This window comes from Mesorhizobium sp. M4B.F.Ca.ET.143.01.1.1, from assembly GCF_004792275.1.
Taxonomy (GTDB): Bacteria; Pseudomonadota; Alphaproteobacteria; order Rhizobiales; family Rhizobiaceae; genus Mesorhizobium; species Mesorhizobium abyssinicae.
Genome location: NZ_SRSR01000007.1, coordinates 1 through 13,327, shown reverse-complemented (window position 1 = coordinate 13,327; position 13,327 = coordinate 1). Strand labels below are relative to the sequence as shown.

Below are 13,327 nucleotides of genomic sequence, written 5' to 3'. Positions count from 1 at the left end.
CAATGAACATCTTTCGACGACCCGCCGTCCACTACGGCAAATCAGCTCAACCGGAGACGCCTTATCAGAAGGCGTCGCAGATCTGGGACGAGCGCATCGGTTCCGCCCGCGTGCAAGCCAGGAACTGGCGGTACATGGCCTTCGGGTCGCTGATCCTCTCGGCTGGCCTCGCCTGCTCGGTCGTGTGGATGTCAGCGCGGGGATCGGTGGTGCCGTGGGTGGTCCAGGTCGATGCGCTCGGACAGGGGCAAACGGTCGCGCCGGCGACTGCCGACTACAAGCCAACCGACCCGCAAATCGCCTGGCACCTCGCCCGCTTCGTCGAGCAGGTCCGATCGATCCCGGCCGACCCGATCATCGTGCGCCAGGATTGGCTGCGCGCCTACGAGTGGACGACCGACCAAGGTGCAGCGGCGCTCAATGATTATGCCCGCGCAAACGACCCCTTTTCCAAAGTCGGCAAGCAGCAGGTGGCGGTCGAGGTCTCTTCGGTCATCCGTGCCTCCGCGGATTCCTTCCGCGTCGCCTGGACCGAGCGTCGTTACGAAAGCGGTCAGTTGTCCACCACGGAGCACTGGACCGCGATCCTCACAATCGTGGTCCAGCCGCCGCATGACACCGAACGGCTTCGCGTGAACCCGCTCGGCATCTACGTCAACGCCATCAACTGGTCGCGGGAGATGAGCCAATGAGCCTCGCACTGCCTGCCGTCGCCTTTCCAGCTTTTCGTGGATCTGTACTCGCCTCGGCCCTCCTTTCGGGGTTGGTACTCACCAGCTGTGCCAAGCTCCAGAGACCGCCGCAGATTGGCTATGATTCCTACGTGCCGCCGCTGCCACCCGCCCCGCCAGGACCCGCCGAACAGAAACCCAAGCCGCCACACATTCCGCCGGGCTGGACACCAACGATGGGAGGGGCGGCTGGCGATACACCGACCGCGCGCGTCGAGAACGCCAACGCGGCCGCGCGCGTCCAGCCGCGACGCGAGGGATACTACAACGCCATCCAGATATATCCCTGGAGCGAAGGGGCTCTCTACCAGGTCTATGCCGCACCCGGGCAGATAACAGACATCGCTCTTGAGCCCGGCGAGAACCTGACTGGCAGCGGCCCGATTGCGGCGGGAGACACCGCGCGCTGGATCATCGGCGATACCGAAAGCGGGTCGGGCCTAACCCGGCGCGTCCATGTGCTGGTGAAGCCCTCGCGCGCCGACATCACCACCAATCTCGTCGTCACCACCGACCGGCGAAGCTACATGATCGAGCTGCGGGCAGGCGAAAAGCCTTACATGCCGGCCGTGGCATGGGCCTACCCGGCGCAGCCAACCGATCGGCGGCAGGTTGTTCCCGCCACGCCGATGATCCCGGACACCGTCCAGCGCAACTACCGCTATGGTCTGACAGGTGACACGCCGCCGTGGAAGCCCGTCACCGTCTATGACGACGGCAGGCGCGTCTACGTCGAGTTCCCGCGCGGAATCGTACAGGGCGAGATGCCGCCGATCTTCGTCATCGGCCCGGACGGCGAAGCCCAGATCGTCAACAGTCGGGTCTTCCAAAACATTCTGATTGTCGACCGTCTCTTCGGCGCGGCCGAACTGCGTCTCGGCAGCGGCAAACGACAACAGACCGTGAGGATCGTCCGAACCGACGGGATCAAGAAGGATCGATTCCCTTGGATGCCGACCTCGAATTCAGCGTCGAAAGTCACCAATCCACCGAGGCAAAGGGGAGGGGAGCAGCCATGAACGAGAACGAAACGGCGGCCGCTCCCATGCGGCTTCGCGCCGAGCCGCCGCGAGTGACCCGGCTGTCGCGCAAGGTGCTCGCCGGCGTCGCCTTCATCACATCGCTCGGCATTGGCGGCGCACTGATATACGCCCTGCAGACGCGCGAGACAGACCCCCATGGCGAGGAACTCTTCTCGACTTCCAACCGGCAACCGGCTAATGGGCTGGCCAACCTGCCACGCGACTATACCGGCCCGATACTTGGGCCGCCGTTGCTCGGAGATCTCGGCCGTCCGATCCTCGACGCCCAGAACAAGGGGCAGCCCGTTGTCACGCCGGCTATCGCGACGCCCACTGTTGACGAGGCCGAACAACGACGGCGGGCGGAAGAAGAGGCGGCACGAACATCGCAGGTCTTCTTCCAGACCGGGGCTGCCGCCGACGCAACGACGGAACATCAGACAAATATCGCCACGCAGGATCTCGCCGGTCTGGCTCCTGCCGGACAAACGCAGCAGGACCGCCAACTTGCCTTCCTGAGTGGAGCCGCCGACCGCAACACCGTCGCGCCCGAACGCGTCGTGCCACCGGCTTCACCTTATGTGCTTCAGGCAGGAGCCGTGATCCCGGCTGCCCTCGTAACCGGTATCCGTTCGGACCTGCCCGGTCAAATCACCGCCCAGGTGACGCAGAACGTTTACGACAGCCCGACAGGGCGCTCGCTTCTGATCCCCCAAGGCACCAGAGTGATCGGCCAATACGACAGCGGCGTGGGGTTCGGGCAAAAACGTGTGCTGCTTGTCTGGAACAGGCTGATTTTCCCGGACGGCCGTTCGATTGTTTTGGAGCGTCAGCCTGGCGCGGACGGTCAGGGCTATGCAGGCCTCGAGTATGGCGTCGACTATCACTGGCGCGAGTTGTTCAAGGCGGCAGCACTTTCCACCATCCTCAGCGTCGGGGCGGAGGCCGGCTCGTCTGGCCAGGAGAGCGATATCGTGCGCGCCTTGCGCAGCGGCGCTTCCGACAGCGTCAGCCAGGTTGGCCAGCAGATCGTCCAGCGCCAGCTCCAGATAGCGCCGACGCTCGACATTCGCCCGGGTTTTCCCGTGCGCGTTATCGTCACCCGCGATCTTGTGCTCCAACCATACGGAGGCTGAAATGGCCAAGCTGAAACTCGGCCCCATCGCCGAGGACAAACCTGTCAAAGTCACAATCGAGCTTCCGGCGCCGCTGCATCGCGACCTGATCCGATATGCCGAAATTCTCGGACGCGAAACGGGGCAATCCTCCACCGATCCCCTGCGCTTGATCGTGCCCATGCTCAAGCGTTTCATCGCGACGGATCGCGGTTTCGCGAAGGCAAAGCATGAGCGGAAGGGTTAGTCCGGAGCCGTTAGGAGGAACGGTCAGCAGCGCGGGCAGTGGCGTGTATCGGGAGAACGGTAGGTCCGCTTTCCGCCGCCGGTTGAAAGGCGGACAGGATTGCCTCGAGAGAGACTTCCAACACGTTGGAGAAGACCCTGCCTTTTTGCCAGACCGCAACGTAGTGATAGAGGGCCGAGGGCTCCACCGGCTTTGCCTCCAGCTCGAACGCTGCATATTCGCGGGCGATGATTTCGTTGGTGATGGAAACGCCGAGACCGGCCGAGACGAAGCCGACTTCGTAGCCATTGCAATCGTATTCCACCAGTATGTCTGGCTCGACCCCAGCGAAGCGCAACGCGTTGAAATTCATTTGATGCGACGCAAACTGGGGGTCGATGTCGACGATCTGTTCCCCCTCCAGGTCGTGTGCCTCGACACATGATTTTTTCGAGAAACGGTGCTTGGAGTGGAAGATGCACACGTTGCGTGCCGACCCGATTGGCGCCCATTCAAACAGCCGGGGATCCAAGGGCAACCTCGAGATTCCAAGATCTGCCCGCCCCGACAGGATATGCTCACCCACCTGCTCGTAGTTTCCCGAAATTGACCGGACACTTGAAGCCGTCTTCGATCGGATAGTCGCTACGACCTTCGGCAACGTCACGAAACCGAAAACGGCGGGTGCGGCAATTGCGATCCGCTGCTTCTCGTCGTTCTTGATCGCGAAGATCGACGCTTCCAGGCGGTCCATGGAAGTCAGGGCCAATTCCACGTTGCGCAGGAGCTCCCAGGCTTTCCTCGACGGAATGATGCGGTTGGTCGATCTTTCAAAGAGAGCGATGCCGAGGGCGGCCTCGAGCTGCTTCACGTGCTGGCTGACCGCAGGTTGGCTTATCCCGAGCGCAGCAGCTGCCTGTCTCGTCGATCCGGTCCGCAACACCTGACGAAAGACCTGCAGTTGTCGGAGCTTCAAGCCGCTTTGCAGCAACTCCATTTTGCGCCCTTTTCTCGAGAGCCCTTCACCGGTCGCGAGGCGATTGAGTTGGCCGATGAGGGTGTGGAGACCACGCACACAACCCTGAAAATGAAACCGACGCGATCTCTGGGCCGACTTCGTTCTCCGGTTCATGCCGCCTACACGCTGAGATCTCTCTCAGATCAATGATTTACATATTATAGTTGATAAACTCAAAGTATGTAAATCGCGATCTTCGTGCGCATGGATATGCGCAAATTGGTCGGCCGGAACTTCGCCCGCCTGCGTCGAGAGAAAGGCCTGACCCAGGAAGAGGTGGAAGCGCGTTCCGGCTTCAGTCAGCAATATCTCAGCGGCCTGGAACGTGGCCGAAGGAATCCGACCGTAATCACGCTTTATGAACTGGCCCAAGCCCTGGGTGTCGGCCACGTTGAATTGGTCGAGCCTGACAACGAGCCCTAACCAAAGCTGGCTCGACTACAATAGGTATCTTTCCGCCGCGGCAGGGGCGGTTAGCGGAATTCCTTGAGGCGAGGGCGCTGAGGTCGATCCAGCACGCGCTCCTATGCCAATTCCATCGCTCCTAACTTTTCAGAGCGTCGAGAGAGGAGCTGCCCGTATAATCATTTGTTATAGGCATAATTCTGAAAATTATAGATTGAATGAATAGGTTAGCTCGGTAATTTAGGGTCAATCCTGCAAAACCGTTGCAGAATATCCCTTAGTAGATTTTGCAAATCTTAGGCTATCGGCCAGAGGTGTGTCGCGGCAAGACGTGGCATACATTGCGAAATTGCGAATTGATGGAAGAGTCTCATGGGCGGATTTTCTGCTCAATTTGCTGCGGCTTTCATGGTTACCGTCGGCCTTGCTCTTGTTAGTGGGTTCCTAGGCACCGTATTCGGCCTGCTGTTGGCTATCTCGAAAGGCACGTCTGCAGCCCGTTTCAGAAGTGTCGTGACGGCTTACACGACCGTGGTTCGCGGTGTTCCAGAGCTCCTCATAATCCTTCTCATCTATTTCGGTGGAACCACCTTCGCCAGCAAGGTCGCTGGCAGGTATGTCGAGGTGAACGCTTTCACCGCTGGGGTCATCGCGCTGACTGTTGTCTTCAGTGGCTATGCGACCGAAGTCTTCCGCGGTGCGATTGCGGCGGTGCCAGCGGGGCAGACCGAAGCAGCGAAGTCGCTTGGCCTGAATTCCTGGCAGCGGTGGTTGTTCATCGTGGGTCCACAAATGCTAAGGCTGGCGCTGCCCGCCTATGGCAATCTTTGGATATCGCTCTTTAAGGACACGGCGCTGGTCTCTGTCGTGGGCCTGACCGACATCATGCGCGTTGCCTATGTCGGCGCCGGATCCTTGCGCGCGCCGTTGACCTTCTACCTTGCAGCATCCTCGTTCTATCTCTCCCTGACGACGATCACCTTGCTGTCGATCCGGTTGGCGGAGCGGCGCTATCCCGCGTTCAGTCGATAGGAAGGTGTCGACATGAACCTCGGCCTGATGTTCGACGCCTTGCTGGTATTGCCCTCAGGCATCGGTCTCACCTTGACCCTGACAGGCCTGTCGCTGACTGCTGGATTTCTTCTGTCGGTGCCACTGGCGTTCGCCCGCGCGTTTGGACGACCGAGCCTCTCATTCGCGGTGCTGGCCTACACCTATGTAATCCGCGGTACGCCGATGCTGGTTCAGCTCTTCCTGCTCTATTATGGTTTGAGCCAGATCGAGGCTGTGCGCGCCAGCGTCTTCTGGGTGATCCTTAAAGACCCTCTCTGGTGCGCCCTGTTCACATTTTCGCTAAACAGCGCGGCGCACACGACCGAAATCCTGTGCCGCGGTCTCCTGTCCGTGCCGACCGGTATCGTTGAGGCCGCCAAGGCGCTTGGGCTGAAACGCCTGCAGATCGCCCGCCTTGTCACCTTTCCGATCGCTTTCCGGATTTCGCTTCCCGCTTACGGAAACGAGGTCGTGGGGATGATCAAGGGCTCGTCGCTGGCAAGCACGGTAACGCTGCTTGAGATAACCGGCATGGCGAGACAGATGGTGTCGGCCACCTTCGCGCCCTACGAGATATTCATCGTCGCAGGAGCAATCTATCTCGTGCTCACGACTCTCGCGGTGAAAGCCACCCAGTTCCTGGAACGGCGGCTTTCGACCGAGGGCACTCCAAAGCACAGACGCAAAGCGCGGCCCTGTCCGGGCTTGCCTGATCACGAGATCACGACACTCGTGCCGTGACGCCGCAGCCCTACGGCTGCTTTCCCACCCAAACCAGAAGAAAGTGGTACTCTATGCGCATGTCCCTGGCTATTACCATTTCTGTTGCTTCCTTGCTCGCCGCCTTGCCCACACGTGCCGAAAGCGAGCGAACGATATCGATCGCCACCGAAGGGGCGTCGCCGCCCTGGGACGGGACAGGCGCGGATGGCAAGCTTTACGGCTACGATGTCGATGTCGGTCTCGAGTTGTGCAATCGCATCAAAATCAAATGCACCTTCGTGGCGCAGGATTGGGACGGGATCATTCCCGCGTTGCTGGTCGGGAAATACGACGTCATCATGTCGGGAATGGCGATCACGGAGAAGCGCAAGCAGCAGATCGCATTCTCCAGCCCCTACGCCAGCGGCTACAACCAGTTCGTCGTGCGCAAAGAGCTCGGGCTCGATACCGGCGACACCAAAGCGAAAGTCAATCTCCAAGGCTGGAGACAAAGAGAAGGCAACCATCGACCAGCTCAGATCGACCCTCAGCGGCAAAACGATTGGTGTCCTTCGTTCATCGAACTCCGAGGCTGTTGTGAAGCAACTCCTCGGCGATGTCGTGACCATTCGCAGCTATGACAGTCTCGACAATTTGAAGCTCGACCTTACCGCGGGGCGCGTCGATGGCGGCCTCGCCGACTATTTCACATGGCGCGATTTCCTGGAGGCGCCCGGTGGGTCGGTTGCGGTGTTTTTCGGACCGGAGCTGAATGGTGGTCTCTGGGGTCCGGGTGTTGGCGCTGGCATGCGCAAAGACGACACCGAACTGCTCACCAAGTTCAATGCGGCGCTCGAAGCTGCCACTAAGGATGGCACCATCAAGGCGTTGAGTCTGAAGTGGTTCAAGACGGACATTTCTCCGGCCCTGCCAAAATAGCCCGGCGATCGGCGGCGACTCCAATGTGGTGCTGACCGAACGTCGGCGCCCGACCCTTCACGACTGTGAGGCGAGTTCCATGAAAGACCCATTTTGCGCGGTCGTAACCGGCCAGTCATTGATCACGCATGACATCCGCCATGTTCAAGACGAACAGTTCGCGGCGGTTGTACGCTTCTTACAGCAAGGTGATGTCGTCTTCACCAATTTCGAATCGACGATCCTCGGCAAGCATGGTGGTTGGCCGACCAAAGGCAGGTACTTCGGCTATTCCAGGGCCGAAGTGCTGGATGCATTGCAGGATATAGGTTTCAACGCGCTTGCCCTGGCGAACAACCACGCATTCGATCTCGGTGCTTCCGGCGTTCTCGCCACACTGGAGGAGGTCGAAGCGCGCGGCTTCCTGCATGCTGGGGTTGGCATCGACGAGACCCATGCCGCGAAACTCGGCCATCGCCATCTGGGCGCCCGCCAGGTTTCCCTTCTTGCGATAGACGCAGGCCCAGGCCCGGCCAACATGTACGCCGAGAACGGCACCGCTTCCCGTCCGGCTCGGCCTGGCGTCAACCGGCTGAAAACCGTTCGAAAGATTGGGGTGCCGGACGGGCACTTCCGAAGGCTGGCAAGGCTTGGCGATCAGTTGCAAAGCTCGCACCTTGAACTCACCAACTACGCGCAACCGGAAGATCCGCCGGAGCTAACGAGAGGGAAGGAGCTGAATTTCTACGGAACCGTGTTCACGCAGGCTGCCGATTTCAGCCGCTTGATCGAGATCGATCAGCAGAGCGCGAATATTCATTTCTCGGCGATCCGGCAGGCGGCTGCGCAACGCGATTTTGTGATCGCGTATCTGCACCACCACCATTGGGAACCGGGTTGGCAGGACGTGCCGCGCTGGGTGCAAACCTTTGCCCGCACATGCATCGAGGCTGGCGCAGGCCTCTTCGTCAGCCACGGCGCCCCGGTTCTTCAGGCGGTGGAAATCTACAACGGCTCGCCCATCTTCTACGGTCTCGGAAATTTCCTGTTTCACGTCCATCCGGACGAGGGCGAATGGGATCCTCCGGAGGTCTGGCAGAGCATTGTCGCGGCTTGCCGCTATGATGCGAATGGAACGCTCGAAGGCATAGACCTTCTGCCGGTCGTGATCGGCGAGGTAAATGAACGCACGGGAGCCGAAACGGGAAAATTGGTTCCCGTCCCCGCCGCCGGACACGTGGCGCGAAATATTCTTGAAGGTTTCGCAAGCCGCTCGCGTGCCTTCGGTACCGGGATCGAAATATCTGGATGCTCAGGCAGGATAGTCCCGCCGCTTGTGCGCAAATTCGGCTGACGCCCTCCACAAAGGACGAGGTTCCGACTGCGACGGAAATGACCTGTTGGAGTTTCGAAAGTTGTTGTTGAAACAGAAACGCTCTAGCGAGTCCCTGGCGGCGCAAAAGCCAAAGGCCGGGCGTGACCCTCACCCGGCCGATGTGCATGTCGGCAGACAGATCGCAATGGTTCGCGTGCAGTCGGACGTATCACAGGCTCAGCTCGCCCGATCGATAGGCATCACCTTTCAACAGCTCCAAAAATACGAGAACGCAAGGAACCGGGTGAGCGCGTCCATGATCTACGAGATTGGCAGGTCGCTAGGCGTCCCCGTCAGCCGTTTTTTCGAAGGCCTCCCGGAGAATGCTAAGAGCGGCCATGAGGCTTCACGTCTACGAACCGATGAGCGCATTGGCTTCATTGCCAGCGCAGAAGGTCGACGCCTGATCGAGCGCCTTGTTCGACTTCCTCCGCGAGTGCGTGCCCGCGTGTTTGCCCTTATCGCCGCAATCGGGGAAGAATTGACCGTCCCTCAATGCAATGAGATCGGGCAGACGGACGGCGAACTGGTGCCGGCTAAACGCAAGATGGTTCGACCGCAGGTTTGGGCACGGTTCGACTAAGCCGACCGTGCGTTTTGCTCCTTCATTCGGCTAAATAGTCGCTTCGGAAGCGTCTGGAAAACAGACACTTCGTCTGCCGTGCCAACTGAGGACTCTAACCGATACGGTCGGTCGCCGTACGGCGGCCCGCCATGGGTTGGCTCGACGCTCAGGTCAGAAGGACAGACGTGCTATGATCTTCGCGGGCCCCACTGCTCGGACCGCCGGCGCGACGGTTTCTGGTATTTGGAAGGTCCTCAGGTTCTGAGCTTTGGATGTCGAGCCCGGTATCGCCGCCTCTGCGGATGCAATATCTTTCGCGCTGACCTGTAGCGACTTACAGGCTCCCTTCTCGTCCCAAAGGTTCTTGGCGATCGCGCTTCCCACGGCTGCAGTGATGGCGCTGGGGGCAATATCGTTCGGCGCGACCTCGCGCGTCGCGATCAACGCCTTGATTGCCTCGCCGAGGATCGCAGCGGAGTCGTCGAAGTCGACCCCACGGACTTGGTCGAACCTCTTTTCGGTGCTGCCGTCGACGATGCAGTGATGCGCGATGAAGATCCAGTCGTGGATCATGTACGCCGGAGCGTAGCCCCATGGGGAGAGACCCTTGAAGACTTGCGCGATCTTCGGGATCGAGCCGCCATCGGTGTACATGAGACCCGGCCTGATCGTGCTTCCAGGAGTCGCCGGATCCGCCCGATGGAAGATCAAGGGATCATGAGGGTCGGGCACAAACAGGAAATTCCCGTCGCCGGAACTGTTGCCCTCGCCGACCCACATGACGAACAGGCTGCCAGATATTTGGCCGGTGCTGAGCTTCTGGTAGTCTATTGAGGTGCACCCAACTGCCGTTCCAACTGCGAGCGTAATCATGCTCGTAATCGAACGGCACGCAAATCGCCGAAACAGCTGGATCGAATCGCTGAACGCATTGTGTCGCATCGTTCCACCTCGGTCGAATAGGGTGCTGATGGTAATGAGACCTTGCCTAACTAACGGATGAAGTCAGAGAAAACCGACCCAGTGGCTCTCGGCGACAATCGAGATTGGCACCCCTCGTCGCGCCAGGCGGTGGCTTTGAAATCTTGTCGCCAAACGATGAGTGCTTCCAAGACTCGGTGGCATAGGCCCCGATCACGAGCACGTCGGTTTTTTGCGTCAAGCTGCCAGCGCGGCCGCCACGATCCGCTATGGCCTGCTCGCAGCATTTTTCGCTGGCCATAATTGAACGTCCCGGTGAAGCAGTACGTCCGGCCTTCAAAGGTCAAATGCGGAGGCGGATTGCAAAGGGGCAGGGTGGTGGGCTTCACTTCTCCGAGTTCGAAATCTCGGTTCGAGAAGCCGTTCAACGTATCGAGAAGTTCGGTGTGTTCATCGAAATCGAGCACGCCGTCCGCGAGCATTTCATTGACCCGTCGGTACAAGGTCCGGACGATCGGCTGATCGCTAATCTCGACATTGGCGGCCAGCCACTTTTGAAGGAACTCGACTTCGGCCTTGTCGATAGTTCCGTCCGGGGCGACGCCGCGCGCCAGCCCGATCAACTCGTCGATCTGCCGCGAAGAAATACGATCGCCGCCGACGCGGTTGTAAAACTAATCATCCATGAACCCCTCCTTAGCAAAGCGTCTCGCACGCTACCCCGTCACCATCCCTATCCAGCTTGCGGCCCCACGCACAGTTGTGCAGGTACCATTGGGCGTCTTCGCAGGAGCTGATTTGCGAGCAGTACCGCCGGGGTTCGCACGAAAGGCCGCCGCTTTGCGCGACCAGCTTGCGACCGATGATGCCGAGCGGCTGGCTCGACGGCGCAGCAACGTCGCCATGCGAGGCGCGCCAGTCCCAAGGCGCGTCGAATTTGCCGACCCATAAACCGACCTTCGCCGCCTTGGCCTTGGCCTGCTGCGGCGCGTAGGCGCCGTTGCTGTAGCGCGGCCAATCGAGCGCCTGGCCATGCTCTACCATCCACGCCGCCACGCTGGCGCCGTCGGCGCGCCGGCAGTCGCCGACGACGCGGTGATAGCGATCCCAAGTCACGAAAGTGCACTGCACCGGCCGCGAGGCGGTCAGGAAACTATCCAGCGCTTCGGCGGATCGTCGGCCGCACTGGTATTCGAACCCCGTGGCGTCGTCGCAATATTGCTTGCTCTCTGGTGCGTCGATCCCGTTGAACCGAATTCGCTGGCCGCGGATCTCGATTGTGTCACCGTCAATGACGGACGCGACGCCGGTCATGGAGGCGGGCTTCGGCCCGATCCAGTTCGAAGGGGTCAGGTCGGGCAAGCGGTCACTATGCAGAATGACCGTCTCAGCAGCGAAGGCTCCGATTGCGGCAGCGGTGACGAAGATCAACCGTCGCGGCACAATTGCCCACCGCAGTGCACGGGAGTGTTTTGCTCCAGTGCGCTTGCGCCAGCGATCAGAACGATTGTCGTAACGAGACCTATCCACACCCCCACTCCCCAGCGGAGAGAATGCTCCTAAAGGTAGCAGAGGTCTAGTGAAGTTTATTTGCCGAAGATTGCCTTAGGAGCTGAGGGCCTCACTTGCCCTAGCGCAACAAGTGCTAGTGCCGATCCGAAGCTCGTTCCGAAGCCAATATGCTCAGCTTCGGAATTGCCACCGGCGCACTCGGGCCATTTTTCTTGATCGAGTCGATGGCGTTCTGAGCGCTGGATTTGCTTGAGTAGCTCTCGGTCGAGAATATACCTCGCTGTTGTACTTGAAGCGAACGCGATATTCGCCAGCTTTGTCCTTATAATTTCGAACTTATATTTCGCGTGATTTGGAATCTGCCTTGGCCGCCCTTGCGCCCGCACCATTCCTGCCTGCCGACCTCCGAGTCGGCGAGCGGGTGATCGATGTCGCACCGGTCATCAGGCAGGGCACCTCAGAGGGCGTGGCTGAAAACGAACGCAATGCGACTTGTCCAGACAGGCGCGGTGTCACGGGGGGAGGCACCCCTTAAATGGACATTAATATCATTCGCCCCAGCCTAAAATTGTCAGGGGAACCGCGCCGCCTATCACGCGTTGAACCATGTCGAAAAGCCCGTTGCCAACCAACCCCTGCAACGGGCTTTATTGGATAGCCCGGCACCCGATCGTGTCACTCTGTCATGCTGCTGAGCAGCCGGGCTATCCGGTTCTCGCCAAATGACTCGCAAGTCCCCCCAAAATGAGGCTCCGAGCTCCATTTCGAGATCGCTGATGAAATACGGGCGAAGGGGATGGCCGCGGCGTCCGCTGCTGGGCCAAGTGAGAGAAGATGACAACGAGACGAAGCAAAAGCGGATGCTAATGCAGTTTTCGCCATGCGGCCTGCCTAGAGACACTGTCCCGGCTCGGCACCTCCTCGATGTCGGTGCATGGCCCGGCCTGCGGAATCCTGTGTCACCTCGATTTAAGCAGACCGGGCTATCGCTTGACCCTGATTGGCCGGAAAGTTGGTCAATTTTGTTGCTCACCCAGCTTCTTCGCCTCCCGCTCAAGCGTCTCGCGGTCATTGCCGTGTTTGGCAATCAATTCGCGGGCCTCTGGGATCGTGAGTTGGAACTTGCTCGCAAGATAGCCAACTTCATATTCCTCGTCTCCCGATACCCGGTCGCGGTCTCGAAAATCGGTCTTGCTTCTGTCGTCTGCCATGGCTGTTCCTCCTAATTGAAAGAGAACAGCAACCGTGCCGGAATGTTCCGACGACCTTCAGCAAACGCTAACGGAACGCACGGGCGTGCGATATTGAATCAAATCGAGTTTTGCGTTGGAGTTCGTATTGTAATCTTGCCGGCAAGGCCCGGTTGTCCTTCATCCGTCCGATGGAGCCCGAGCTGGTGAGCAACCGCCCAAGGGTGAGGGCTGGTCACACGAGGTCAAATTCTACGGCTACCGCACCCAGGTGATCAAGGACGCTGACGGGAGACGCGTTTCTTCACCAAGAATGGTTTCGACTGGACGGCAAAGTACCGGCCGCTCCTACAAACTCGGCAAGCGCGCAAAAGTTGCCGGAAATCGCGATCCTGATCGGTGGGAACTGGTGCCCTAAACCAACGTTGGTTGCGCATCATCATCCAAGGTTTGTGTCATGGAAAAGAGGTTCAATCGAATGGCGGAAGCAGTCGCTCACGCAACAGGTAGGCCGTGGGCGTTCGCTCTTTGCTTGGGATCGGTTTTGACCTGGGCGGCAACTGGCCCTGTGTTT

The 13,327-nt window shown here is 59.7% G+C and carries 17 protein-coding genes and 1 pseudogene; 12 read left to right on the top strand and 6 right to left on the bottom strand.

Features of this window, described 5'->3' with window-relative positions:
- The first annotated feature begins 2 nt into the window (after window positions 1-2).
- Genes trbF through EN786_RS18335 form a run of 4 tightly spaced genes read left to right on the top strand, consistent with a single transcriptional unit; the run spans window position 3 to window position 3,115 of the window.
- The gene (gene trbF, locus EN786_RS18350) at window positions 3-692 is read left to right on the top strand and encodes a conjugal transfer protein TrbF (protein WP_127283171.1); all 690 of its coding nucleotides are present in this window, start codon (window positions 3-5) and stop codon (window positions 690-692) included.
- Window positions 689-1,750 carry a P-type conjugative transfer protein TrbG gene (gene trbG / locus EN786_RS18345; RefSeq protein WP_127311589.1) on the top strand — a complete coding sequence of 354 codons (1,062 nt, stop codon included), beginning with the start codon at window positions 689-691 and terminating at the stop codon, window positions 1,748-1,750. Before trbF ends, trbG begins: the two co-directional genes overlap by 4 nt.
- The gene (locus EN786_RS18340) at window positions 1,747-2,889 is read left to right on the top strand and encodes a TrbI/VirB10 family protein (protein WP_135908769.1); all 1,143 of its coding nucleotides are present in this window, start codon (window positions 1,747-1,749) and stop codon (window positions 2,887-2,889) included. The genes trbG and EN786_RS18340 overlap by 4 nt, the downstream gene beginning before the upstream one ends.
- A gap of 1 nt (window position 2,890) precedes the next feature.
- Window positions 2,891-3,115 (top strand): DUF2274 domain-containing protein, encoded by a 225-nt coding sequence (locus tag EN786_RS18335; protein ID WP_127310744.1) that lies wholly within the window; start codon window positions 2,891-2,893, stop codon window positions 3,113-3,115.
- Between the two features lie 10 nt (window positions 3,116-3,125).
- Here EN786_RS18335 and EN786_RS18330 read toward each other — a convergent pair whose 3' ends face one another.
- Window positions 3,126-4,091, bottom strand: a complete 966-nt coding sequence (locus EN786_RS18330) for a LysR family transcriptional regulator (RefSeq protein ID WP_127283168.1) — start codon at window positions 4,089-4,091, stop codon at window positions 3,126-3,128.
- Between the two features lie 225 nt (window positions 4,092-4,316).
- Between EN786_RS18330 and EN786_RS18325 the strand changes: the two genes are divergently transcribed.
- The 7 genes from EN786_RS18325 to EN786_RS18300 all read left to right on the top strand — a co-directional run bounded on the left by EN786_RS18325 (window position 4,317) and on the right by EN786_RS18300 (window position 9,148).
- Window positions 4,317-4,535: a helix-turn-helix transcriptional regulator gene (locus tag EN786_RS18325; RefSeq protein WP_127283167.1), complete on the top strand. Its 219-nt coding sequence runs from the start codon at window positions 4,317-4,319 to the stop codon at window positions 4,533-4,535.
- 354 nt (window positions 4,536-4,889) lie between these two features.
- Window positions 4,890-5,549: an ABC transporter permease subunit gene (locus EN786_RS18320; protein WP_127283166.1), complete on the top strand. Its 660-nt coding sequence runs from the start codon at window positions 4,890-4,892 to the stop codon at window positions 5,547-5,549.
- Window positions 5,550-5,561: 12 nt separating this feature from the next.
- Window positions 5,562-6,311 (top strand): ABC transporter permease subunit, encoded by a 750-nt coding sequence (locus tag EN786_RS18315; RefSeq protein WP_135908709.1) that lies wholly within the window; start codon window positions 5,562-5,564, stop codon window positions 6,309-6,311.
- 53 nt (window positions 6,312-6,364) lie between these two features.
- Window positions 6,365-6,913 (top strand): transporter substrate-binding domain-containing protein, encoded by a 549-nt coding sequence (locus EN786_RS39480; protein WP_348642243.1) that lies wholly within the window; start codon window positions 6,365-6,367, stop codon window positions 6,911-6,913.
- A complete protein-coding gene (locus EN786_RS39475; RefSeq protein WP_348627093.1) occupies window positions 6,798-7,211 on the top strand; it encodes a transporter substrate-binding domain-containing protein in 414 nt (137 codons plus the stop codon). The genes EN786_RS39480 and EN786_RS39475 overlap by 116 nt, the downstream gene beginning before the upstream one ends.
- 79 nt (window positions 7,212-7,290) lie before the next feature.
- Window positions 7,291-8,544: a CapA family protein gene (locus EN786_RS18305; RefSeq protein ID WP_127283163.1), complete on the top strand. Its 1,254-nt coding sequence runs from the start codon at window positions 7,291-7,293 to the stop codon at window positions 8,542-8,544.
- Between the two features lie 46 nt (window positions 8,545-8,590).
- The gene (locus EN786_RS18300) at window positions 8,591-9,148 is read left to right on the top strand and encodes a helix-turn-helix transcriptional regulator (protein ID WP_127310743.1); all 558 of its coding nucleotides are present in this window, start codon (window positions 8,591-8,593) and stop codon (window positions 9,146-9,148) included.
- A gap of 153 nt (window positions 9,149-9,301) precedes the next feature.
- Here EN786_RS18300 and EN786_RS18295 read toward each other — a convergent pair whose 3' ends face one another.
- From EN786_RS18295 to EN786_RS18275, 5 genes and pseudogenes are all read right to left on the bottom strand, one after another.
- Complete coding sequence (locus EN786_RS18295; protein WP_127310742.1) at window positions 9,302-10,072, bottom strand: hypothetical protein; 771 nt, start codon at window positions 10,070-10,072, stop codon at window positions 9,302-9,304.
- Window positions 10,073-10,122: 50 nt separating this feature from the next.
- A complete protein-coding gene (locus EN786_RS18290) occupies window positions 10,123-10,674 on the bottom strand; it encodes a hypothetical protein (protein WP_210212309.1) in 552 nt (183 codons plus the stop codon).
- Between the two features lie 73 nt (window positions 10,675-10,747).
- Window positions 10,748-11,482 carry a thermonuclease family protein gene (locus EN786_RS18285; protein WP_245478333.1) on the bottom strand — a complete coding sequence of 245 codons (735 nt, stop codon included), beginning with the start codon at window positions 11,480-11,482 and terminating at the stop codon, window positions 10,748-10,750.
- A 214-nt stretch (window positions 11,483-11,696) separates the two neighbouring features.
- A pseudogene (locus EN786_RS18280) lies at window positions 11,697-11,890 on the bottom strand (DUF1508 domain-containing protein); the annotation flags it as partial.
- A 689-nt stretch (window positions 11,891-12,579) separates the two neighbouring features.
- A complete protein-coding gene (locus tag EN786_RS18275) occupies window positions 12,580-12,774 on the bottom strand; it encodes a DUF3606 domain-containing protein (RefSeq protein ID WP_127283159.1) in 195 nt (64 codons plus the stop codon).
- Between the two features lie 436 nt (window positions 12,775-13,210).
- Here EN786_RS18275 and EN786_RS39300 point away from each other — a divergent pair.
- On the top strand, window positions 13,211-13,327 hold a 117-nt coding region (locus EN786_RS39300), incomplete at its 3' end, for a low affinity iron permease family protein (protein WP_135908707.1).